Raw genomic sequence first — 23,245 nt, forward strand, 5'->3', positions numbered from 1 at the left:
TTTCTAATCTTACTCATGTCTGTTACTTTATTTGCCATAATCCGTTTTTTGTACGAATGTATGGGTCAACAACATGAAAAAAAGTAATGGTCTTTAATGGCTAATTTACCCTAAAATTTAGGTGGTCAATTTGGACTGGAAAGTGGTGGTCAATTTGACCGTTTTTTCCACTATAGAGCAGGAGTATTTTACACAAATTGCTAATCGTTTGCATCAGCCCCTGCATCAAGCGTTATTAGACCCTTTTTTTTACCATTATTTAAGGTTGAATACCATTCCAAGTTTGGATAAATTACCTTGTGAAAAATTGGGTGGTTTGTTGGGGTCTACCAATCATCAAGTTGAGGTTTGGATAGATGGTAAAAAAAGTCAAAAAATACACCTGCAAGAGTTAGACCCAACGCAATATTTATTCCCTCTGTATAAAACAGAAGTTAACCACTTAACGTTAAATGATACTCCCGGAATTTACATTGAACAAAAGGAGGTGGGTTTCATAGGTTCGTATGAATTTCAAACTAATGACTTTTCAATTGATAATTTGATGTTTAACCTTTTACAAACCAACCATCAACTTTTGTTGCAAAGTATCACATACCCAAATTGTAAGGTCGTCTTTAAAGAAAAAGAAACATTGATTAACTACCAGCATAGTTATGTGGTTGATAGCTTAAACAAATAATCCAGAATTAAATTTAATTGATGTAAATAGAATGTATATCATTAGTATTTATAAAATAAACCTCCATTTACCTAGAGGTGAATTTTTCAATAAACTCAATAATTTGTTTCGAAAACAAGTCTATAGAGTTCACGAATAAATGAAAAAACCCGAAAAAAATATCCAAGTTTACTTGAGTATTTTTTTCGGGTTGTTTCATTTTCAAAGCGGAGCTTTGAAGGATGTTGCGCAGCAAAATCCTTCTGAGATCACCATGTACATTACATTTTACTACATAACCCCGTAAAACATTGGTTTTTCGGGGTTTTTTCTTTACTACCTAATTCAAATCACATCATTTTTTTGCAATGCCTAGGGGTACAATTCGGGGTACCTGATTTTTTTTAATTAAAGTACCCCCGAATTGTTTGTAAACCCCAGTAAAATATACATGTTCAGTTAATAAACATCTTGTTTTGCTTTGATACTTAATGTAAATTATTAATGTTAAAAAGGTTGCCAACTATGAATGCGAAAATCGCTAATCTTTTTTGCGTTAAGAGCGCACTACGATTGACTTAATCGAAGTGATGTGATGAGGGAGTGTTGCTTTATTGAGCGGTGCTTTACTTGATTAAGGGTATTATTTTATCGAGGTCGAAATCCATGTATTCGCAGAATTCGTGGATGGTGATGGGTTGGTGTTTTTTCTTGGCGTAGGCGTCTTTGATGGACATTAGGATGTTACGGGCTTGTCTTTCGGATTTTCCGGTGATGAGTTGTACATCTTTAGTGTAAATACAAATTCTTTTCATTGCTGGCTTATACATTATTATTACTCTTAACTTTTATGGCGCAGGATGTTGCTACTATGTACCTAGTATCTTCCTATTATCTTGCTATTATAGTTCTCGTTTTTAGTTAAGGTTGGCTAATGTTTTTACAGGCGATTGATTTTAAAAATTTGTTGGTTTTGTCCTATAAAAATACAAAAAAATATTGGAAAAATAACGGCAATTTTATGCACATTCGGCAATAGTTATTAACAACGGAAATCCTGACCTAGTGGCTTTTAGCTCCTGAGTAATTTTGAGGTATTATTAATATTAAATGCTTTTATCATGGCAAAATTGAATGGGATCTTAAAGATCGAAGGAACGTTAGAAAACCTAACGTTTTACAAGAGTGCGGACGGTCATATGGTGCGTACTAAGGGAGGTGTTTCTAAAAACAGGATTATGAATGACCCTGCTTTTGCAAGGACTCGGGAGAACGGAGTGGAGTTTGGTGCGAGTGCCAGAGCGGGTAAGTTGTTGCGTAGTGCTGTGGGGACGATGGTGTTTAAAGCGAAAGATGCTAAGTTGTCGAGTAGGCTTATGAAGGTAATGTCGGATATTAAGAACGAAGACACGGTTTCGGAAAGAGGGTTGCGCAATGTGGCGGAAGGGATTACAACGGATGCGGGTAAGCAGTATTTGAGAGGGTTTGATTTTAATATTAACGCTGCTTTGAAAAGTGTGTTGTACTCGCCGTTTACGGTGGCTACTGCTACGGGAGAAGTGACTATTGCGCAGTTGATTCCGGCTCAGCAGTTGCGTTATCCGAGTGGTGCTACCCATTTTAGTGTGCAAAGTGCTTTTGTGAACCTTGACTTTGGTACGGGTGAGCATGCCATTAGTTTTAGTGATGTGGTGAATTTACCGATAGACTTGACCGACTCGGAAGTGGTATTGACCCCGAGTGCGGTGCCTGCCGGCACGGGTACTCGGGTGTATTTGTTGCTGGTTGAGTTTTTCCAGGAGGTTAACGGGATACAATATCCGTTGAAGAATGGGGCTTTTAATGTGCTGAATGTATTGGAAGTGGTTTAATAAAGTACCCTAGGTTTTAAAAAAGTTGGTTTGTTTGGCTCCCTGCTATAATGGCGGGGAGTTTTTTTTGTGGCTTATTTTGCCATTTTGTATGACTGACTGACACCACAAAAAGTAATGCCAATTGCTAAAAATGAAAGAAATTATTAACAAAAATAGTTAGGTTTTGGCTCTTCGGAATCCTTTGTTTTATGAGAATTTACGGCGCTTTTAGACAAAATACGATGAGTGAAAAGTGTGAAAAGCGAAAATGTTGTTAATAACTACACGTTTGAATTTGAGTGCTTTGTATATTATTTGTAAGTATAAGATTATTTAATATTATGCTTATGAAATTTTATTTACCAGCCGATTTAGATTTGGAACAACATTATGCCGAAAATCCTCCTTTTGAACGGTTTTCGAAAGACAAGATGGTTGTTATATTGAGTAACATAATTACCATACCAATACACAACAAAAACCTTGTTATAGAACAGGGTTTTGTGCCTTTGTCGGCGACGGTATTAAAAGGCATGTTTACTGATTATAAACGGTATTTGACTTATGGATTGGAAAGTGGTTTGCTGAAGAGTGACAAAAGCTATTTGAAAGGTTTTAAATGTACCGGGTATAAAATTGCTTTACCTTATGGCAAAGATTTGCAAACGGTGAGCTTGAAGAGTTTGCCTTTGAAGAGACACTATAACAAGCGATACAGAGTATTGGAGAACTCCACAAAGCCTTATGCCTTTTTGAATGCTTGGTTTGCTAAAGGGTTGGAAATAGACACTTATAAAGCTTATGCGTTTTTGAATGCCGAGTTTGCCTTGAAAATGGAGTACCCGGCGTTGCGGGATTATGAAATGAGATATGATACTACTTATTACACACCGAGCGGTAATAAAGGCGATTACAGAAAAGTAATGAAAGACCCCGTATTACAGTATCAGCAAGGCGTGTTGAGTTTGCAAAAGCTAAAAGAGGGCGAATACAGTTGTCATGTTGATGCCACTGTGAAGCGTTACCATAGTGTATTGACTAATATGAGGAGCCCATTGCGAAATTATTTGACTTTTAAAGGTGAAAAGATGGTTTCGATAGATATAAAAAACAGCCAACCCTATTTGTTGTGTTTGCTGTTGCAAGATGGTTTTTGGAAGAGCGACAAAATAGTCCGTCCTAATGCTGTTAGGATAAAAAACACGTTTTTAGAAGGTAAAAAAATTGAAAAGCCCAAAATATTGCTATCTTCTTTATCTAATAAATTTAATAATATATTGACAATAGATATATTGAATATAGATAAAGAGAGTACTTATAAAGATATTGATTACTTTATGTTGGTAAAAATACGTAAAACTCTAGTAAAAACAGGCTTTGAAGCGTATGTAAAAGAGGCTGTAAACGGCACCCTTTATGATAGTTTGAAACCTGCTTTTGAGGCTGTAATGGGGTATACCATAAATGACCGAAAGGAGCTAAAAAAAGCAATGTTTCAGGTGTTGTTTACCAGCAACCAATTTATAGGTCAAGACCAAGCCGCTCCGAAAAGGATTTTTAAAAAACAATATCCTGAGGCATATGCTTTGTGTAATGCTATAAAGCAAAAAGATGCCAGCTTATTGCCTAAATTGCTGCAACGGATTGAAAGCCATGTTATGCTTACTGTGATAGCCAAGCGGTTGCATAAAAGCTACCCTAAAGTACCACTATTTACGGTGCATGACAGTATACTAACTACGGAACGTAATGCCCAATTGGTAGCCGCTGTAATGCAAGAAGAACTTAGCCGTTGTATTGGCTATAGCCCAACCCTAGCCATTGAACCCCTTGACCCGTGTGTAAGCGAACAAAAAATTGAGACCTTGAAAATGAAAGCCACCGGTTGACGGAAAACCGTAATTAAGCTTGGCGGTTTTGCTGTAACTTGCCAAAAACTGTAAAACCACCGAAACGTAAGAAATTTATTTTAGGAGTAAGGGATAAAATACCTATTGGTGGGGATTGGATTTGTGGGTATTTTTTGGTATGTTTGGGAAAACTAAATGTCATGGATAAGTACAAAATAGTTATCGACGAATTAATTAAGTTTAGAAACGAAAGAGATTGGGAACAATTTCACGATTCTAAAAACTTAGCTTTAGCCATATCCATTGAAGCCGCTGAATTGAATGAAATTTTTCTTTGGAAAAAAGACCATGAAGTGGAGCACGTAAAAGTGGATAAAATCAAGGAAGAATTGGCAGACATCCTTTCCTTTTCCTTTCTTTTAGCCGAAAAACACGGATTGAATATTTATGACATTGTTTTAGAAAAGATAAAAAGAAATTCTGAAAAATATCCGGTGGAAAAAGCCAAAGGAACTGCCAAAAAATATGACGAATTATGATTAACGACTCCGTTAAGATTGATATTATTCGCTTTGCCTTTAAGCCTGAGTTAGTTAAAGAACCTGAATTAGAGAATCTCCACTATGCCAAAGAATTATGGCCTATAGTATATATAATTACAGATGGTAAAATTAAACAGGCTTACATAGGTGAAACCACGGATACGTTTAGTCGTATGACTGCTCACCTCAAAAACGGAGACAAGAATAAATTGTCCGAGGTACATTTAATTACCAGTAATACCTTCAACAAATCGGCTACGCTGGACATTGAATCCAATCTCATTAAGTATTTTTCGGGAGACGGCAAGTACAAGTTGTTAAATGGTAACGTGGGCTTAGCCAACCATAATTATTATCAAAAGCCTCAGTATTGGGAAATATTCCGAACGATTTGGGATCAGTTAAGGTCTAAAGGTGTCGCTCAGCATTCCTTAGAACATATTGACAATTCCGATTTGTTTAAATATTCTCCCTACAAATCACTCTCTTTGGATCAGCGTCGGAGTTTGATGACCATTATGCAGCACTTACTCAACGACACTACTCATAATATCGTTATGGAAGGTGGTGCCGGTACCGGTAAAAGTATTATGGCAGTCTTTCTAATAAAATTGATTTGTACCGATAATGACGATTTTAACTTTAAAGAGTTTGGAGAGGAAGAGCAACAGTTTTTAGACTTAATTATCAAACTCAAAGTAAAATACCGAAACCCCAAAGTAGCCTTGGTAGTGCCTATGGGTTCCTTCCGCAAGACACTGCAAAAGGTTTTTAAAAACATAACTGGTTTAAACCCAAAAATGGTGATTGGTCCTTCGGATGTATTTAAAGAAGATTATGACATCATTTTAGTCGATGAGTCTCATCGCTTGCGTCGTAGGGTGAATCTCGGTCCTTATTTCAAAATTTTTGATGAAGTATGCGATTATCTTAAAGTGGACAAAGACAAAACCCATGAGTTGGATTGGATGCAACGCACCCGTGCCAAATGCATTTATTTTTATGATGAAAACCAGTCCATCAAACCTTCAGACGTTTTACAAGAAGAATTTACCCGAATGAAACAACTGCCTAATACGGTGGTAGAACAATTAAAATCGCAGTTTAGGGTTAATGGAGGTAATGGTTATGTAGATTACATAAAAAAATTATTGGATTGTTCAATTCCTTCAACCCAACCCAAATATACTTCCAAAGATTATGAGTTTGTCTTATTTCAAAATATTGAACATTTTCTCCATGAGTTGAAATTGCGAGAGCAAGAAAATGGCTTATCTCGAATGATCGCAGGATACTCTTGGGAATGGGCTTCCAAAAATGACAAAACTGCTTTCGATATTGAAATTGAAAATGTAAAACTACGTTGGAATGGTACTAATATCGATTGGATTAATACCGAAAATGCGATTGAAGAAGTGGGTTGTATACACACTACCCAAGGGTATGATTTAAATTATGCCGGGATTATTTTCGGGAATGAGATAACGTATAATCCGGAAACTAATTCTATAGAAATCATCCCTGAAAATTATAAAGACAAAGCAGGAAAGAATACCATTAAAGATGCCGAGGTTTTAAAAAACTTCATACTCAACATCTACAAAACCATCTTATTGCGTGGTATTAAAGGCACCTATGTTTATGCGTGCGACCCTAATTTGAGAACCTATTTGGCTCAACATATTGCTACTTATGAAAGCGCCGTACCAAATTATCACTTTACAGAAAGTGAGGAAATAAAACCTTATGAAAACGCTATACCGCTATACGATTTAGAAGCGGCTGCCGGTGGCTTTAGTGACGAACAACAACCCAAAGTGTTGGAGTGGATAAAACTCCCATCTCACTACTCGCCTAGTGAAGAACTGTTTGCTTGTACCGTTGTGGGCGAATCTATGAATAAAATTATCCCGAACGGTTCCATAGCTTTATTTCGCAAATACCAGTTTGGTTCACGCAATGGCAAAATAGTATTGGTACAATCGGCCGATATTCAAGACCCCGAATCCGGAGCGAGTTATACCGTAAAAGAATACGAGAGTAAAAAAATGATAGGTGAAGACACTTGGCAACACGAATACATTCTCCTAAAACCAAAATCCTTTGATAACTCGTTTGAACCTATTGTACTCCAAAAGGATACAATTACTGATTTTAAGGTGATTGGGGTGTTTGAGGGGGTTATAGATTAGTTACTATGAAATTCAATAGCGATACAGAAAAATATATTCATTTATTAGGAAAGTTAAATAGAGCTTTTAATAAAGGTATGGGGTTTGCTCCCCATAAACCCATATTGTTATTGTCAATATTTGAACTTGTCCAAAAAGGTGAAATAAATAGCAATAAAATTTTTATAACTCCAGAACTAGTGATTGCCTTCAAAGACAATTGGAAAAAATTGGTTATCACTGGGCATAAAGAAAATTTCTCATTACCTTTTTTTCATTTACGTTCAGAACCCTTTTGGCATTTAAAAAGTAATACGCAATTTCAAGAGTTCATCACAAGTTCTAAAAGCATCAAGAGTTTTAAAAGTCTCACTGAAAACATATCTTATGCAGAAATAGATGTTAGTTTATTTAATCTTTTGCAACAACCCAATGAAAATGCCTTTTTTACTAATTATATACTAGAACATTATTTCCCTGACACAAAACTTCAATACAATAATGCAAACCCTTCTTTGCTTGTTACGATTGAAAACCAAATTCTAAATGAATCACCAGAGGAATATGTTTTACAAATAACAGAATTAGAATCTAAATTGGAGGAAACTGATTTTCAAGAGGAAATGTTTGTACGTGGTGGTGTGTTTAAAAAGAAAGTTCCTGAAATTTATGATTATTCTTGTTGTATATCCGGATTTAAAATTGAGTCTATTGCTGAACGCTCAATTCAAATGATTGATGCATGTCATATTGTACCATTTAGTATTTCAAGGGATGACACTATACAAAACGGTATTTCATTATGTCCAAATTTACATCGAGCATTTGATCGTGGATTAATTACCATCAATAAAGATTTTATTGTACGTGTATCTCCTATCTTAAAAGAAAATGATTCTAACTACTCCATAAGACAATTTGATGGAAAATCAATTCAATTACCTAAATATGAAAAATGGTTCCCATCAATTGAGGCTTTGAAGTGGCATAATGGTGAAATTTTTTTATTGTAATTACGATATTTCAAAATGGCAAAACCAAAATTCTATGTAGTATGGCACGGTCGTGAGACCGGAGTTTTTGACTCATGGGAAGCCTGTAAACAACAAACCGGTGGATTTCCCGGTGCAGTATTCAAGTCCTTTCCCTCCAGAAAAGCGGCTGAAGATGCTTTTGCTAAAGAAAGTTCAGACTATATAAGAAATCATCCTACCAATGTAAATAAGCTATCTAAAGAAGCATTAGAATTAATAGGCAATCCCATAGAGGAAAGTATAGCAGTAGATGGTGCTTGGAATACTACTACCGGTATGGTGGAATACCAGGGTGTTTATAATAAAACGTATGAAGTACTATTTCATGTAGGACCGTTGGAAGATGGTACAAACAACATTGTAGAATTTTTAGCCATAGTTCATGCTTTAGCTTTGTGCAAACAATGGCATTGGAAAGTGCCCATATATTCCGATAGTAAAATTGCTATAGGTTGGATTAAAGATAAGAGAGCCCGAACAGACCATCCGACTAGTGAAAAGAATAAAAAGCTTTTTGATATGTTAGCCAGAGCAGAAAGATGGTTGTTAAACAACGAATATGAAAACCCAATATTAAAATGGGAAACCAAAGCCTGGGGCGAAAACCCTGCCGATTTTGGAAGAAAATAAAAAGATATGTCTGAAAGTGATAACATTTTAGAGGGATTAAACGACCGTCAGCAGGAAGCTGTGGTTAGTGATGCCAAGCGCTTGCTGGTTTTGGCCGGTGCCGGTTCGGGTAAAACGAAAACCCTATTGCAAAAAATCATCTACCTGATAAAAGAAAAAAAGGTACCTCCTTCCAGTATTTTGGCCATTACATTTACCAAAAACGCCACCAACGAAATGATAGACCGCTTGATCGTTTCGGCTGACAGTAGTGGTATTTATGAACGAATCATTTTCAGTAAAGAATTAACCCGAACAGAAAAAGATGCAGAGCGCCGAAATTGGCAACGCAAGTATAAGTGGATTGAAGGATTAACGATTCGCACCTTTCACAGCTTTTGTTATAGTGTATTGCGAACCGATGGTGTAAAAGAGTTTGACAATAAGTTTAAAATTATAGGTGATGAAAAATCAACCGATATGGATGACATCTCTAACCGCATTGCCAGTGAAACCGTTTTTGAAGTATTCCACCGCTTGTTTATAGAGAAATGTGAGCGCAATGATTTTCTATTGAAAGCCAAACGCTATATCCTGGACTATTTGGTGGATAAAATCCATATCCCCAAAGAATACGAGTCGCCTAAAGTTACCGATGGTAAATTTTATACCACTTTAAATGGCACTAAGGTAAAATCAAAGTCGGAACAGTATATCGCCGATTGGCTCTATCGCCACAGTATACCATTTGTGTATGAACCCCTATTGAATGTGAGAGATTTTGATTTTCATCCTGACTTTTTTATTCCGGATGCCAATTTGTACTTAGAACATGTTAGTGATTTGAGTTACCCCATGGAGGATAAAGAAAAGCAGTTTGCCAAAGGGAATATCTTATATGCCAAAACATTCGAACGCAATACGCAAGATTCGGCTATTTTTAATCATACACTCGATCAAATTGTGAAGAGCCGATTACCATTGGATTTTCATCAAGACAAAAAATTAAACTACTTAGAGGAGTTTAACGGGTATTATGAAGAGGTAAAAGATTTGGTTCGACAAATCATTCGGATTTGCGATATGATAAAGGTGGAAAATATTGCTTTAGACGAAATAACCGTAAGAGCGGGGAAAGACCAGCATGAGCGCGTTAGGATATTTTACGAGTTAGCCATCCCCATTATTAAAGATTATATCAACTATACTGTAAATAAATCCTATTTGGATTTTAACGATTTGATTCTTAAAACAGCTAACCTGTTTACCAATCATGAAGATGTAAGACAACGTTATCAAGACAGATACCAATATATCCTTGTGGATGAGTTTCAGGATGTAAATAATCTTCAGGTAGAATTAATAAAGCTAATTATAAAACCTTCCACGCAATTGTTTTGTGTTGGTGATGATTGGCAAAGTATTTATGGCTTCAGGGGCTCGAATGTGGAATATATCATCAATTTTGAAAAGTACTTTTCTGATGCACAACTCATCAAACTAAACCAAAATTACAGAAGTGAGCGAAATATTGTTGAGGCCAGTAACGAAGTAATAAAATACAATAAATACAAGATTGAAAAAGATATTTCAGCCACAAAGGATACCCAAGAGAAAATTGTAATTCAGCATGGTAATAATGATGAGGACAATGTTAGATATTGTATTGAAAAAGTAAAAGAGTTATTGGAAGAAGGCTATGCTAAAGACGATATTTTGTTTCTCTACCGCAGGAATAATATGTTTTTCAAATACCGTGAGGAATTTAAACAACATAAGTTTTTTGTGAATGGAAAAACCATTCACGCTTCAAAAGGATTGGAGGCCAAAGTTGTTTTTATTGTTGGGTTAACAAATGGAAAAGGTGGCTTCCCTGATGTATGGTTAGAAGACCGATTATTCCAAATTATTAAAACAGCCGATTACAATTTAATGTTAGAAGAAGAAAGAAGACTATTTTATGTAGCCCTCACAAGAGCCAAAGAAAAACTTTATTTAATTACCGAAAGAGGCAATGAATCGAGTTTTTTGAACGAAATCCCGGCAGAGTACACCTCAAAAAGTAAGCAACTGACAAAGATAAACCACAGACAGAATGAGTGTAAAAGTTGTCATGCTCCCATGAAAGAAGAATGGGTTGCTTGTCCAAAATGTGGGGAGAAGTATTAATTTATACAAATTATTCAAAAACCCACTTAATATGACCAATCAAAACTCTCATCATATTAATAAACATCAAGTATAGTCTTAATGGCAACCTCGTGGCAAGAATAACTGTAGGATTTTTATACAACCCAAAACCGACTTATGACCAACCAACAAATACACCAAGCATTTTTAGGCACTACTTATAAAGTACTAAACCCGGTGATTGACATTAAAATCAATTCAAAAATTACAGCGTTACATTCCCTTACATCGTGGGCATTCATCACCGCATGGAACCCGCTACCGGAGGTATTGCCATTGGAAGCAAATAAAGACAGGAACCATCAGTTGGCGCAAGACATCAAAAACCTCGGGTTACAATACAGTCATGGTATCGGTGTTTCTGAAGATGAACAATGGTCAGAGGAAAGTTTTTTTATAGAAAATATAACTTTAGAAAAAGCGAATGAACTCGCCGTGAAATATGGCCAATTGGCATTTGTTTGGGGTGAAAAAAATGGGATAGCGACATTAGTTTATACAATTTTGCCTTAAAAAACTTGCAGATTAGAAATAATTTGTACAACTTTGCTAAAGCATCCAGAATTCCGATACCTATCGGGATGCCAACCGATCAGCTCACGACACGGTGGCCCAGTATGCGGAACAGTCGTTCAAATGTGTGGAGAAGCCGCAATTCTTTTACCGTATTGAGTCGACATAACAAAAATGTTTAATTTTTAATTGTTATGTTATGAAACATGCCAACTCAAGTGCTGTGTTGCAACTAATTTGCCGGCACCAACATTTGGTTACCCAAAACCATTATGATGAGTACAAACTACTCACCGTACAAAAATGGGAAATTACCCAAAATGTAGTTTTAGTAAGGGAACTCATTTATGATGAAGCAACACCTTTAATCATCGAATGGCAGCACGACGGATTAACTTCGTTGCTGGATGTTACCGGTTGTGTACCTTATGAACTTTGGTATTTTGACCAAGACAAAAAATTTACCGGAAAAGCGTTTAGTTTGGGTAATGCAAGCGGTAATTACATGATTCAAACCCAGGCCCGGTATGTATTACTTTGGAACAGGACTAAGTCGCCAAAAACTACCCAATACTTAGCTGATTTTAACTGCATGGCTATGGATTGGGAAGGTGAGGGGAAATTTAATTTTACCCATCAAAACTTTGGTCTTCATTACGGCCGATTTCCGTATTTAATTATACCGGTTCAATCGGTATGTTTTACTCAGATTCCAATTAGTAGTAACACTACCGAAAAGCACTTTCCGGGCTTAATCATTCGAAATTGTTGGAACGATAAGGAACTTGTTGAGAAGCACTTGCTAGAGGTATCCCAACAATACTATGATAGTTTGAAACGGAAGAATCATAATCAAATTAGAATGGTTTTAGTGTTAAGCCCTACTAAAGCCCATTATTTTGAACCTGATGGCAGTATAGTGGCTAGTACCGAAATTCCATCGGGTGGCATTCTTTTAGACACTAACAAGAATACGATAGCTAAAAATACGCTGCACTATGTACAACCCATTATCAATACCTTTTAAATTACAGCAAGATGAGTTCCACCACCTTTAAAATACGTCACAATCATTTTACACCGGAAACTACAACAGCCTTTTTAAAGGAGCATGAAGAGGCTTGTAAAACCATGGAGGCAGAAGCATTTGCCGCTCTTTTCAAAAAATATGATTTATCCTTTATAGAAGACGCGGAAGCGGTGCTTATGGACATACTGGATATCATGAGTAGTTGGAAAAATACGAAGTTAGGCACTGTGCTGCTTGAGCTGTCTGAATATGATTCGCAATGCATTTTTTGTGATTTTGGCAAGAAAGTAAAAGTATATAAATGGACCTACAATAATCCGTTAGATGAAGGGGTAAAGCGAATCCTTATTTATCAAAATACGATTGGATTTCGCTTTGAATTTAAAGACGATAGATTGGTTGAGTATGGCCTGTGCAATAGTTTTCGTTAATCTTTACACTAGTAATGATGAATAGAATAAGTTCAAAAACATTTACGGCTGTTGCAACCCTTGGCTTGTTGAAAGGCTATACGAGCCAGCCGATTTCATTGTCCAACTTTAAAAAGGAATTGCAAATAGGGCAGAAGGCAGTTTTAGATACAACAGGAGTAGCATTAATTACCAAAGTGACGCCTTGCGAAATTGTTTTTTTAGGGCAAGAAGAACCATCAGTTACTTTGGAATGGATTCAATATCCGAAATTCTCAACGGATGAGGTGTTACTTAAGAAAGCCATTATTCACTTAGTTGAATTGTTGATGGCAGCATTAGAACAAAACAGAACTGTTATTGTTTTTGCCGATGAAACTATTTGTTTGGAAAAATCGGGTGCTATTGACCCGAGGATAAAGCTTAATGCAGAAAGTGCAATTACTTCACTAACAACTTCAAATAAAACCCCGAATACATTTTTGTATCCCGATCATACATTGGAGATGATGAAAACGGGGGTTGTTTATGATTCGAAGGAATTTTTAAGAGATGTTTCAGAGGATAGTTTGGCATTTAAAATACGTAGTAAGAACCAAAAATCATAATCCATTATTTTATAATAAAGTAAACCTAATTTTCTACGATAAACCATTCCGGTTTATCATCTAATAGTAACTTTATCAAACGAAGGTAAATTTTACCTTCTAAAACAAAACGAGGGTAATTTTAGTCAAAATTCACCCTCGTTCGTATTTTCATCACCTAGTGTTCACATAAAAACACTTGTTCACGAAACGTGAACAAACAAAAAAAGTGAACACATATCGCATATCGCGATTTGTGATGTAAAGAATAAGTTGAGGTATAACTTCTCTGGAAAATGACATTTTTTTAGAGAGTCTCTAGTTTAAAATTTTCCAAACCAACGGTAGTTATCGCCGCCAAAAAGAATAATTAGTAGATTGTTAGCAAAAAGTGTACTGATTATCTCTAACTTTAAACCTACTCAAAGCCCAATCAAAGGCATGGATAAAGTATGAAATCCCCCAAAGAGGTTGTGTGTCTACCCAAAGGATATACAGCGTATTACAGGCAAAAGTTACCGGCAAAGTCTTAGACTATGCATAAGATAAGAAATGACCTCAATAAGCTCGAAAATGAGTTTGAGAGCATTGAAGAGTTCAGTGATTACACCAGCTTAAAATACGAGTAAGTGTTGGACTTAATTGTTGACTGATTATCAAAGTCAGCAGTTCAATTATTGTACATCGATAGTTGTTGTTTTTAGATGAACTTCCTAAATTCACTCTATCAAAATGGCACAAAGCGAATCATATTGATAGGGGTAGAATTCGGGGTACTTGAAGAATGTATTACTCTATAGCCTTGATTTTAGGGCGTAATTTCAGAAAGTTCATATCTCCTGAGATCACGAATAAACAAAACACCACTCTCTTATTTCGCCTCTGAAAAAAAAATCACAATTTCTGCATCTTTTTCCAAACTTTCCGGTCTTATTGATATAAACCATAAAATTAATCATCATGAGAACAAAAGATTCAAATAATTGCGGATGCGCTAACGGTGGTACTTGTACCTGTGTAAACTGTCAATGTACAAATTGTGCTTGTCACAGCTGTAATTAAACAACAACCCAACCTGTAATGGTTGGGTTTTATTTTGTATCTTTATTTACCAAAACCAGTATGAAAACAACAAAAGACATACCAACATCATTGACTTCAGCAGAAGTTTGGAATAGTTATTCAACCGAAGTAAAGCGTTATATCAGAAGTAAAGTCAAAGATTCGGAATTGACTAATGATTTACTGCAAGAAGTATTTATTAAGGTTCATCTTAATTTAGAGAAAGTACAAAAAACGGAAAGTTTACGCTCTTGGATTTTTAGTATTGCTTACAATACAGTTATGAATCATTTTGGAAAACCAAACAATATATCTTTGAATAGCAATCTGCCTGAAGAAGCTACTACAGAAGAGCAACGCAGTCCGATTAGTTGTTTATTGCCAATGATTAAAAATTTGCCGGAATTGTATAGAGAACCTTTGATCCAAAGTGAAATTAACGGAAAAAAGCAGGCTGAAGTGGCTGAAATTCTAAAAATGACACTACCTGCAGTAAAATCCAGAATACAACGAGGAAGAAGATTGCTGCAGGAAGGTTTCATGGAATGTTGCCATTACCGGTTAAATGATAAAGGCTTCTTAGTAGGGGAACATCAGGAAAAAGAGGATTGCCGTATTTGCGGAAAGCACTAGTTATTGAATTTCCTTTCCTTTGTAATAATTCACCAATAAATCCACAAACTTACTGTAACTGTCAATGCCTTCTTCTTGTTGGTTTGACTTTAAATATTGGTCGTAAAAAGCATGAAAAGCTTTGTCTATAAAAGTATCGTATTGTTGCCAAAAGGTTTCGCTTTCACGATAATTTTTAATGATACCCGGATTGATTTTGACCTTTAAACGGTCAAATTCCTTTTCGTTTTTCATGCCTATGTTCGACATACAATAGCGTAAGGCATTGGACAAGGCCGAGTATTGAAAATACAAATCTTCGTTTTTAACACCGGCTAAAAAACCAATGAAGTTGCATTCGCTTTCGCTACCAAAACCAATTTGATGCGCCATTTCGTGGCAAACCACATTCGGAAAACCGTACATTGGCAATTTGTCATTCACTTGCGCTTCGTTGGTAAACGGATTCAAGTAGCCGCCAAATCCCATGTAAGTTAAGGGTAAACTCAACAGCGATTTTTTCTGACTTGGAATTTTATATTCAAAATAGGCGTGTTCTTTCGCCAGTTGATCGTAACCGTTTTGTGTGAGTTTAAAAATGCTGTCTTGACTGTAAGGATTCGTTACTTTCTTCAGACTGTCTTTGGTGATGGCTTTGTGAACTGCATTCGTTTTGACAATCAATTTTTCTGTAAACGCTATTAAGTCAATCTCGGAGTATTCTCGCTTGATAGTCATTTTTTCGAACAACGGCACTCGGTAGTAATTGAACGCCCAAAGCAAATGAAACAGAAAATAAGCTACCGATACAAAACTCAATAGCGGCCAAATTTTAACTTTCCACCGTACTTTCCGATTTTTATGCAGCCAATAGATGCCGTAAAGAATCACAAAACTGTAAACAATATCGCCCACAGAAAAGGGAATTTTTCCTAATAAGAAACGCGAACATTTTGAAAGCCAAATATATAAGCCATTGCTGTAGAAGCGTTCCACCGTTTCCGGGAAAAAGGTTAAAATTTTCAGCAAGAGTAACTGAATCAGCAAAAACAAAGGAAGAATATATTTTCGTTTCAAAGTATCTTTTTAAAATGTAAATATAATCACAATTCAATTTCTAAAGTAGTTAAACTTTGTAACTTTGCGACGCTGAGAAACTGAGTAGCTGGGTAACTAAGTTACTGAGCAACGGAACTCATTAAACTCATCATATCAGCCACTTAGTAACTTAGAAACTTAAAAAATGAGCCAAGACATTAGAAACTTAGAGCCTAAAGCCCTTTGGAACAAGTTTGCCGACTTAAATGCGGTACCACGTCCGTCTAAAAAAGAAGAGCGTGTAATAGAATTCATGAAGAATTTCGGAAACAGTTTAGGATTAGAAACTTTTGAAGACGATATCCGAAACGTTATCATTCGTAAACCGGCCACTCCGGGTATGGAAAACCGTAAAACTGTTGTGCTGCAAGGTCACTTGGATATGGTGCATCAAAAAAATAATGATACCGAATTCGACTTTTTAACCCAAGGCATCGATATGTATGTAGATGGCGATTGGGTTCGTGCCAAAGGAACTACTTTAGGAGCCGACAACGGTTTGGGTGTTGCTGCGATTATGGCTGTTTTGGAAAGCAAAGATATTCCGCATCCTGCTATTGACGCCTTGTTTACCATAGATGAAGAAACCGGAATGACCGGTGCTTTGAACTTAAAAGGCGGTATTTTACAAGGAGAAATTCTTCTGAATTTAGATACTGAAGAAGACGATGAAATCGACATTGGTTGTGCAGGCGGAATTGATGTAACGGCCACTAGAGCTTATCATGAGGAAGAAACTCCGGAAGGTTCTGTGGGCTACACCATTACCGTAAAAGGCTTAAACGGCGGACACTCCGGAATGGACATTCACAAAGGATTGGGAAATGCCAACAAAATCATGAACCGTTTGTTGTTTGACGGATTTGAAAACTTTGGGTTGCAAATTGCTGAAATAAACGGTGGCAGTTTGCGCAATGCGATTCCGCGTGAAAGTGTGGCTAAAGTAATTGTAGCCGGTATGTATGATGAGGCTTTTGTGTTTGATATGCAGGAAATCATCAACGATATCAAAACCGAATACAAAACGACGGAACCCAACTTAACCATCGAAATTGTAAAAAGCGATTTACCGGCGAAAGTGATGGATTTGGGTGTGCAAGAAGGTTTGTTGCGTTCGATTTATGCGGCGCATAACGGTGTTTACCGTATGAGTGCCGACATGGCTGATTTGGTGGAAACTTCTAATAATATTGCCAGAGTAGTGGTGAAAGACGGACAAATTTCGATTCAGAATTTGACGCGTTCCTCAGTAGAAAGTTCTAAAATGGATTTGGCCAATGGCTTGCGTTCAGCATACGAATTGTTTGGTTGCGAAGTAGAATTCGGCGGCAGCTATCCGGGTTGGACACCGAATGTAAATTCGGAAATCTTAAAAGTTTTGGTCGACATTTACGAAAAACAAAACGGAACCAAACCCAATGTAGTGGCTTGTCATGCCGGATTGGAATGTGGAATTTTAGGAACTAACTACCCTGGAATGGACATGATTTCTTTCGGGCCGACGATTCACGGTGCGCACAGTCCGGATGAAAGAGCTTCGATTAAATCGTCTCAAAAATTCTGGAAATTCTTCTTGGAAATTTTAGCTAACATTCCTGCCAAAAATTAGATTGTTAGACATCTTAGAATATTAGATTATTAAAAACCCGTTCTATACTGAGCGGGTTTTTTAATTTATCATTTTTCGAAATTCATTGGGCGTCATACCGGTTTGTTTTTTAAACAACCTAATGAAGTAAGCATAATTCTCAAACCCCAAATTACCAGCAACTTGACTGATGGTTTTTGAAGCGTCAATTAAAAGCCTTTTGGCTTCTAAAATTATTCTTTTGGCAATCAGCTCAGTTACGGTTTGGTTCAGTATGTCTTTGCAAATTCGATTGAGGTGTTTGAGTGTAATATTCATTTTTTCGGCATAAAAAGATGGCGCTTTTTCGGCAGTAAAGTATTGCTCCAATAGTTGCTCAAAATGTTGAATTTTATAATTGTACGAATGCGAGGTATGATTGGATTCTGCTAAGTATTTTCCGGAAATCTCAATGTGAATGCAATCCAGTAAATTGAGTAGTTTGTCTTGTTTATTAGAATTTGTACTTTGACTCTCCTGAATCATCAGGTCGAAATACGGTAGTAGCGTTTGCAATTCTTCTCTTTCAAAAACAATAGCCGGTTGGTTTCTTACCGATTGGTAAAAGGGATAATCCTCTATTCTTTTTTGGGCAAAATAGATATTATATACTTCTTGTGAGTAAAAGAAGATGTAGCCTTCAATATCCTCGGAAAGTTCCCAATGGTGTATTTGTCCCGGTTGTAGTACAAATAAGCTGCCCGGTTTTATGACGTAATTGGTAAAGTCAATTGCATGATTCCCGCTGCCATTGGTGAATAAAACCAACAGATAAAAGTTATGTCGATGCGGTTTTTCAATAAAACTGTGCGCTTTTAAATGATTTTTAAAAGTGTTGATGTACAGCTCTTTCTTCCCAAAATCGGCTTTAAAATTGTCAATATTGTAAACCGGATTTTTTTTCAAAATGTCTCAATTGTGCTATTATTAGTGAAGATACTAAACTATTGATGATGGCAAACTATTTATCTTTGTCAAAAATTGCATCATGCTTCAAAGTCTTTACCATATTTTTCGCAACGAATGTCCCAATTGCCACAAAGGCAAAGTGTTTGCCGATAAGAGTTTTTTCTTCAGTTTGGGTTTCCCGAAGATGAACGAATACTGCAGTCATTGTAACACTAAATTTGAAAAAGAACCGGGTTATTTTTTCGGCGCTATGTTTGTGAATTACGGGTTAACCGTTGGACAAGGAATCATTACTTACGCTATTGCGAGTCCGTTTTTTGACAAAACCTTCGATTTGAGAATCATTCCGATTATTGACACTGTAATTGTTTTGCTCAGTTGTTTTAATATCCGATTGTCGCGGATGATTTGGATTTATCTGTTCAAAAACTATTCGCGTTAATCTCGGTTTTTATTCCGTTTCCCATACCAAATCAAGAAACCTGTAATTGGCAAACTCGCAATCAACAAGCTAATCAAAAAGGCAAAAACTTTTCCGGGTAAACCCAATATAGCTCCGGTATGAATGTCGTAATTCATTCGGATGAGTTTGTCGGATGCAGTTGCGTTAGCTAATTTTCCGTAAATGTGATTCACTTCCTTTTCTTGTAACGTGTATTGATCAAAATAACGGTAATCGGTTTTCCAATAAGTGCCTTTGTCCAAGTTTGCGTTGGCAGCTATCGAGCTGGAATCGGTTTCGGGCGGATGGACTTCTATCGATTGGGCATTGGGATAGTCTTTTTGCATCAGGAGCCAGACTTTGTCCAACGGTTTTTCAACTGCAGTAATCGAAATTTCTTTTTTAGCAATAGGATCTTCATAGACCAATGATTTTTCGCCGCCGGTTAAGGTGTAATAGCCGTAAGCAAACCACGGAAATCCCCAAACCAATCCTGTAATGGCGAATATCAAAGCGATAGCCATCACGTAAAATCCGGTAATATTGTGCAAGTCGTAGTTTTTGCGCTTCCATTTTATCCCGTCTTTCCAACGAAACCAAAAGCGTTGTTTGGCGGCTTTTTTGTTTTTAGGATACCAAAGAATCAAGCCTGTAATTAACATTAACAGAAAGATTAAGGTCGTCGAAGCAATAACCGTTTGCCCGATTTCATGCGGCAACCAGAGGTAAAAATGACCGTCCAAAACCCATCGGAAAAAGCCCGAGTACATATCGGCTACTTCCAAAATTTCCCCGGTGTACGGATTTAAGTAAATGATATCATAATAGTCCTTTTGATCGTTTTCGTCGTCATGGCTGAAAAAGATGGCTTCTGCTGACTGACTTTTACCATTGTATTTGATGGCGTGGAGCGATTTCTGCGGCAATTCGGCACGAGCAATTTTTTCTAATTCAGACGGTAGGAGGAAAGCCTTATCTTGCTTTTCTACAAAGCGATATGTCTCGGTGATGTTCTGAATTTCTTCCTGAAAGGCATACAAACAACCGGTTATGGCGACAATAAAAACGATACTGCCTGATGCCAATCCCAGCCAAAGATGGATATTTCGAATAATTTTTTTAAAGCCTACTTTTTTCATTGATTAAGATTAAAAACTCCTCACCGCAATGAGGAGTTTCATTAAACAAACAAAAACCAAATTTTAATCAGGATTAAAATTTATACGTTAATCCGGCGGTTAAACTTCGCAAACGTTGCGGGGTAACGGTTGACCAACCGGTATAATATTTTTCGTTGAACAAATTGTTTACTTTTAAAGTAATGTTGAACTTGTCGTTGTTGTAGGATATAGCCGAGTTCAAGACCGTGTAATCCGGTAAGGCAAAAGTCCCAATATTGGCTCTGTTCAAGGTTTTGTGTTCGCTGGCATGGTTTCCGCCGATGCCTAAACCAAAACCTTTTAATTTTCCTTCGGTAAAGAAGTAATTCGCCCACAAGTTCACTAAGGTTTTCGGACCGGCTTCTTCCGGACGCAAGCCTAAATAGCCGCTATCGGTATTGTCTTTAGTCACTTCGCTGTCGTTGTAACTGTAACCACCAATGATGTTGAAACCTTTAATCGGGTTTACCGTTACGCTCAATTCTACACCCTTACTTTCTACTTCGCCGCCTTGAACCGAAGCGTTCGGATTGGTGGCATCGGCCATTAATCGATTTTTAACATTAATGTCGTAATAGCTAAGGGAAGCGGAAATAATGTCTTTGTATAAGTTGGTTTTCAATCCGAATTCGTATTGGTTGGCTTGTTCCGGATCAAAAGTCGTGGCTACAGTATTGGTTGGACCGTCTGCTCTTTGTCCGGGTTCGATATTTTTAAAACCATTCATGTAATTCCCGAAAACCGACACTTTGTTTTCAATAATTTGGTACACGGCTCCGAATTTTGGTGAAATTGCAATCTGACTTTTCACTTCCTCAGCGGCATAAGCTGAAGTTTTACCTCTGAATTCATCCACACGCAAACTCGCCATCACCGATAGTTTATTGGTAATATTGATGACATCTGATACATAAGCACTCACCACTTGCGATTCGGTATCTGAATTGGGTTCGAAAGTGCCGGCTAATAAATTGTCGATACCGGCTTGGGTTAAATTGGCTGCACCCGAATCGGTTTGGTTTACCAAAGAGATCGTTCCGGCGCCCACCCAGTTATTACTGGCGTTTAGGATGTTTTGGGTGTAATAATCAATACCGATAACCATGCGGTTTCTGAGGTTGCCGATTTTGAAATCGCCGATAAAGTTTTGTTGGATATCGGTTGCCAACGTTTGGCCGTTTCGTTTAGAAATGAATCGCGTAAACTCTTCGCCATTAGCAGAATCCCATAAATAGGAGTAATAGCCATTGGTTTTGCTATTGCTTCTGGATAAAACGGTTTGTGACGTCCAGTTGTCCGACAATTTGTAAAGCATTTGCGCTTGTAAGTTGAAGGTCGGATTGCTGATAGTCAATTCGTTTGAAGTGTATGATTTTTTATAATTCTGTTCGAATAAGTCGATCGAATTGAACGACAAAGGCGAATAACGGCTCAAGAAAATCATAGGCGCATTGGCCGAAGTTCTGTTGGTGAATTCTGTATTAATCAAAAAAGATAATTTGTCATTCACTTTATAACTCAAGGATGGTGCTACGAAAAGCGATTTAGAAAATCCGGCATCTTGGAATGAGTTTTCGTTTTGGTATGCCGAAGTGATTCGCACAGCAACTTCTTTATTTAGTGGAATGTTAACATCAGCAGTGATTCGGTCCATGCCGTAAGTTCCGGCATTGTATCCGATTTCACCACTGAAGTTTTGATGGGGTTTTTTGGTCACTATATTGATTAAACCACCATAAGAAATCAAGCTGCTGCCAAATAAGGTTCCGGATGGCCCTTTGATGACTTCAATATTATCGACATTAATCGGGTCGATGCTTCCGTTATTGATGCCCGGCAATCCGTTCACCATAGTGGGCTGTACCGAAAAACCTCTCATAGTATAAAACTCGGCGCCATCTCCGCCACGACCGGTAGATTCCCATAGACGCGTTACTCCGGTGGCGTTTTTTAAAGCGTCGTTAAAGTTGGTCACTACTTGCTCTTTCAGTAATTCGCTCGTAACTGTATTGTACACTTGCGGATTCTCGATATTGTTGAGCGGCATTTTGGACACTGTAGTGCTTTTTTCTCGTTTGTACTTGTATTTGTTGGTGTTGATTTCAACTTCTTTTAAAGCATTGATGGTATCTTTTTTGGTTTCTTTTTTGGTTTCTTGTCCAAAAGCTGCCATCGACACTAAAAAAGCAGTAGCTAGGGTTGCTATAGTTTTCATTCTTATTTAGATTAATTAAAAATAATAATGCAAATCTATAAAGTTGCCATTGAATTACAAAACTTATTTAGACTAAATATAAATAATATTTTTTACCGAATTGATTTACTAGCATTTAGGCATAAAAAAATCCCGCGGGTTAGGCGAGATTTGATTCGATTTATTAAGAATTATAGGGTTACTTCTTTTGCATCGGATAGCTTTCAGTACTTGGTTTGCCTTGCTGTTTACCGGAAATGGTAGCTACTAATGACTTTTCGTTGATTTTTTTGTAAACGATTTTTTGAGGATAATCATGTTCTGGGTTTTCAAAGCTAAAACTATTCTCAGCCTCTGATGTAAGTTTGAAATCTACCGCTTCATCATTGTTTTGCCCTTTTACGGTTGGACGGTAAATCAAGTCATCACCAACTTGCGTTAGTACAATACTTTCGTTGTGTACTGTATCTTTTTTATTGATGATAAAATAGGTTTGCCCCGAAAAAGTACTGTCATTGGTTTTGGTCCAGGTTTCGGTTAAATAACCTTCCGGAGTAGTATTTTCCCATTGGCCAATGAGCCAACTCATCTTTTCGAGTTTTTCAAATTGTTTGTCGGATTTGTTTTGACAGGAACCGAATACAATAATAGCTATAATAAGGATTGATTTTTTCATAATAGTGCATTTGTA

The 23,245-nt window shown here is 36.9% G+C and carries 21 protein-coding genes; 15 read left to right on the forward strand and 6 right to left on the reverse strand.

Going from position 1 to position 23,245, the window contains the following annotated elements:
* The first annotated feature begins 130 nt into the window (after positions 1-130).
* Complete coding sequence (locus Q0M21_RS00055) at positions 131-682, forward strand: hypothetical protein (protein ID WP_295332993.1); 552 nt, start codon at positions 131-133, stop codon at positions 680-682.
* Positions 683-1,287: 605 nt separating this feature from the next.
* Here Q0M21_RS00055 and Q0M21_RS00060 read toward each other — a convergent pair.
* The gene (locus Q0M21_RS00060; protein WP_295332995.1) at positions 1,288-1,491 is read right to left on the reverse strand and encodes a hypothetical protein; all 204 of its coding nucleotides are present in this window, start codon (positions 1,489-1,491) and stop codon (positions 1,288-1,290) included.
* 291 nt (positions 1,492-1,782) lie between these two features.
* Between Q0M21_RS00060 and Q0M21_RS00065 the strand changes: the two genes are divergently transcribed.
* From Q0M21_RS00065 to Q0M21_RS00120, 12 genes are all read left to right on the forward strand, one after another.
* Complete coding sequence (locus tag Q0M21_RS00065; protein ID WP_295332997.1) at positions 1,783-2,532, forward strand: hypothetical protein; 750 nt, start codon at positions 1,783-1,785, stop codon at positions 2,530-2,532.
* Positions 2,533-2,861: 329 nt separating this feature from the next.
* Complete coding sequence (locus tag Q0M21_RS00070; RefSeq protein ID WP_295332999.1) at positions 2,862-4,403, forward strand: hypothetical protein; 1,542 nt, start codon at positions 2,862-2,864, stop codon at positions 4,401-4,403.
* 161 nt (positions 4,404-4,564) lie between these two features.
* Positions 4,565-4,903: a nucleotide pyrophosphohydrolase gene (locus tag Q0M21_RS00075; protein ID WP_295333001.1), complete on the forward strand. Its 339-nt coding sequence runs from the start codon at positions 4,565-4,567 to the stop codon at positions 4,901-4,903.
* Positions 4,900-7,098 carry a DNA/RNA helicase domain-containing protein gene (locus tag Q0M21_RS00080; protein WP_295333003.1) on the forward strand — a complete coding sequence of 733 codons (2,199 nt, stop codon included), beginning with the start codon at positions 4,900-4,902 and terminating at the stop codon, positions 7,096-7,098. The genes Q0M21_RS00075 and Q0M21_RS00080 overlap by 4 nt, the downstream gene beginning before the upstream one ends.
* A gap of 5 nt (positions 7,099-7,103) precedes the next feature.
* Positions 7,104-8,090, forward strand: a complete 987-nt coding sequence (locus Q0M21_RS00085; RefSeq protein ID WP_295333005.1) for an HNH endonuclease — start codon at positions 7,104-7,106, stop codon at positions 8,088-8,090.
* 15 nt (positions 8,091-8,105) lie between these two features.
* Complete coding sequence (locus tag Q0M21_RS00090) at positions 8,106-8,741, forward strand: ribonuclease H family protein (protein ID WP_295333007.1); 636 nt, start codon at positions 8,106-8,108, stop codon at positions 8,739-8,741.
* 6 nt (positions 8,742-8,747) lie between these two features.
* Complete coding sequence (locus Q0M21_RS00095; RefSeq protein WP_295333009.1) at positions 8,748-10,889, forward strand: ATP-dependent helicase; 2,142 nt, start codon at positions 8,748-8,750, stop codon at positions 10,887-10,889.
* Positions 10,890-11,027: 138 nt separating this feature from the next.
* Positions 11,028-11,423, forward strand: coding sequence for a DUF3293 domain-containing protein (locus tag Q0M21_RS00100; protein WP_295333011.1), 396 nt, complete (start codon positions 11,028-11,030; stop codon positions 11,421-11,423).
* 199 nt (positions 11,424-11,622) lie between these two features.
* Positions 11,623-12,450, forward strand: a complete 828-nt coding sequence (locus tag Q0M21_RS00105; RefSeq protein WP_295333013.1) for a hypothetical protein — start codon at positions 11,623-11,625, stop codon at positions 12,448-12,450.
* An 11-nt stretch (positions 12,451-12,461) separates the two neighbouring features.
* Positions 12,462-12,884 carry a hypothetical protein gene (locus Q0M21_RS00110; protein ID WP_295333015.1) on the forward strand — a complete coding sequence of 141 codons (423 nt, stop codon included), beginning with the start codon at positions 12,462-12,464 and terminating at the stop codon, positions 12,882-12,884.
* Between the two features lie 17 nt (positions 12,885-12,901).
* Positions 12,902-13,471 (forward strand): hypothetical protein, encoded by a 570-nt coding sequence (locus Q0M21_RS00115; protein ID WP_295333017.1) that lies wholly within the window; start codon positions 12,902-12,904, stop codon positions 13,469-13,471.
* 1,101 nt (positions 13,472-14,572) lie between these two features.
* Positions 14,573-15,145, forward strand: a complete 573-nt coding sequence (locus Q0M21_RS00120) for a sigma-70 family RNA polymerase sigma factor (protein WP_295333019.1) — start codon at positions 14,573-14,575, stop codon at positions 15,143-15,145.
* Here the strand turns inward: Q0M21_RS00120 and Q0M21_RS00125 are convergent, their stop codons facing one another.
* The gene (locus Q0M21_RS00125) at positions 15,146-16,201 is read right to left on the reverse strand and encodes a DUF3810 domain-containing protein (RefSeq protein WP_295333021.1); all 1,056 of its coding nucleotides are present in this window, start codon (positions 16,199-16,201) and stop codon (positions 15,146-15,148) included.
* Positions 16,202-16,367: 166 nt separating this feature from the next.
* On the opposite strand from Q0M21_RS00125, the gene Q0M21_RS00130 reads away from it, so the two are divergent.
* Complete coding sequence (locus tag Q0M21_RS00130; RefSeq protein ID WP_295333023.1) at positions 16,368-17,831, forward strand: aminoacyl-histidine dipeptidase; 1,464 nt, start codon at positions 16,368-16,370, stop codon at positions 17,829-17,831.
* A 60-nt stretch (positions 17,832-17,891) separates the two neighbouring features.
* On the opposite strand, the gene Q0M21_RS00135 is transcribed toward Q0M21_RS00130, so the two are convergent.
* A complete protein-coding gene (locus Q0M21_RS00135) occupies positions 17,892-18,755 on the reverse strand; it encodes a helix-turn-helix transcriptional regulator (protein WP_295333025.1) in 864 nt (287 codons plus the stop codon).
* Between the two features lie 82 nt (positions 18,756-18,837).
* Between Q0M21_RS00135 and Q0M21_RS00140 the strand changes: the two genes are divergently transcribed.
* On the forward strand, positions 18,838-19,200 hold the full coding sequence (locus tag Q0M21_RS00140) for a DUF983 domain-containing protein (RefSeq protein ID WP_295333027.1): 363 nt from the start codon (positions 18,838-18,840) through the stop codon (positions 19,198-19,200).
* Here Q0M21_RS00140 and Q0M21_RS00145 read toward each other — a convergent pair.
* The 3 genes from Q0M21_RS00145 to Q0M21_RS00155 all read right to left on the reverse strand — a co-directional run bounded on the left by Q0M21_RS00145 (position 19,197) and on the right by Q0M21_RS00155 (position 23,230).
* Entirely contained in the window at positions 19,197-20,339 is a 1,143-nt protein-coding gene (locus Q0M21_RS00145; RefSeq protein WP_295333028.1) for a PepSY domain-containing protein, read from the reverse strand. The genes Q0M21_RS00140 and Q0M21_RS00145 overlap by 4 nt on opposite strands.
* Before the next feature lie 73 nt (positions 20,340-20,412).
* Positions 20,413-22,575: a TonB-dependent siderophore receptor gene (locus Q0M21_RS00150; RefSeq protein ID WP_295333029.1), complete on the reverse strand. Its 2,163-nt coding sequence runs from the start codon at positions 22,573-22,575 to the stop codon at positions 20,413-20,415.
* Positions 22,576-22,753: 178 nt separating this feature from the next.
* Entirely contained in the window at positions 22,754-23,230 is a 477-nt protein-coding gene (locus tag Q0M21_RS00155; protein ID WP_295333030.1) for a DUF6265 family protein, read from the reverse strand.
* Positions 23,231-23,245 lie beyond the last annotated feature (15 nt).

Origin of the sequence: Flavobacterium sp. (genome assembly GCF_024710485.1) — a bacterium.
Taxonomy (GTDB): Bacteria; Bacteroidota; Bacteroidia; order Flavobacteriales; family Flavobacteriaceae; genus Flavobacterium.

Coding starts and splice junctions, on each gene's coding strand:
- Q0M21_RS00060 (WP_295332995.1), bottom strand. CDS start 1,491: ATGTATAAGCCAGCAATGAAAAGAATTTGTATTTACACTAAAGATGTA.
- Q0M21_RS00065 (WP_295332997.1), top strand. CDS start 1,783: ATGGCAAAATTGAATGGGATCTTAAAGATCGAAGGAACGTTAGAAAAC.
- Q0M21_RS00070 (WP_295332999.1), top strand. CDS start 2,862: ATGAAATTTTATTTACCAGCCGATTTAGATTTGGAACAACATTATGCC.
- Q0M21_RS00075 (WP_295333001.1), top strand. CDS start 4,565: ATGGATAAGTACAAAATAGTTATCGACGAATTAATTAAGTTTAGAAAC.
- Q0M21_RS00080 (WP_295333003.1), top strand. CDS start 4,900: ATGATTAACGACTCCGTTAAGATTGATATTATTCGCTTTGCCTTTAAG.
- Q0M21_RS00085 (WP_295333005.1), top strand. CDS start 7,104: ATGAAATTCAATAGCGATACAGAAAAATATATTCATTTATTAGGAAAG.
- Q0M21_RS00090 (WP_295333007.1), top strand. CDS start 8,106: ATGGCAAAACCAAAATTCTATGTAGTATGGCACGGTCGTGAGACCGGA.
- Q0M21_RS00095 (WP_295333009.1), top strand. CDS start 8,748: ATGTCTGAAAGTGATAACATTTTAGAGGGATTAAACGACCGTCAGCAG.
- Q0M21_RS00100 (WP_295333011.1), top strand. CDS start 11,028: ATGACCAACCAACAAATACACCAAGCATTTTTAGGCACTACTTATAAA.
- Q0M21_RS00105 (WP_295333013.1), top strand. CDS start 11,623: ATGAAACATGCCAACTCAAGTGCTGTGTTGCAACTAATTTGCCGGCAC.
- Q0M21_RS00110 (WP_295333015.1), top strand. CDS start 12,462: ATGAGTTCCACCACCTTTAAAATACGTCACAATCATTTTACACCGGAA.
- Q0M21_RS00115 (WP_295333017.1), top strand. CDS start 12,902: ATGAATAGAATAAGTTCAAAAACATTTACGGCTGTTGCAACCCTTGGC.
- Q0M21_RS00120 (WP_295333019.1), top strand. CDS start 14,573: ATGAAAACAACAAAAGACATACCAACATCATTGACTTCAGCAGAAGTT.
- Q0M21_RS00130 (WP_295333023.1), top strand. CDS start 16,368: ATGAGCCAAGACATTAGAAACTTAGAGCCTAAAGCCCTTTGGAACAAG.
- Q0M21_RS00140 (WP_295333027.1), top strand. CDS start 18,838: ATGCTTCAAAGTCTTTACCATATTTTTCGCAACGAATGTCCCAATTGC.
- Q0M21_RS00145 (WP_295333028.1), bottom strand. CDS start 20,339: ATGAAAAAAGTAGGCTTTAAAAAAATTATTCGAAATATCCATCTTTGG.
- Q0M21_RS00150 (WP_295333029.1), bottom strand. CDS start 22,575: ATGAAAACTATAGCAACCCTAGCTACTGCTTTTTTAGTGTCGATGGCA.
- Q0M21_RS00155 (WP_295333030.1), bottom strand. CDS start 23,230: ATGAAAAAATCAATCCTTATTATAGCTATTATTGTATTCGGTTCCTGT.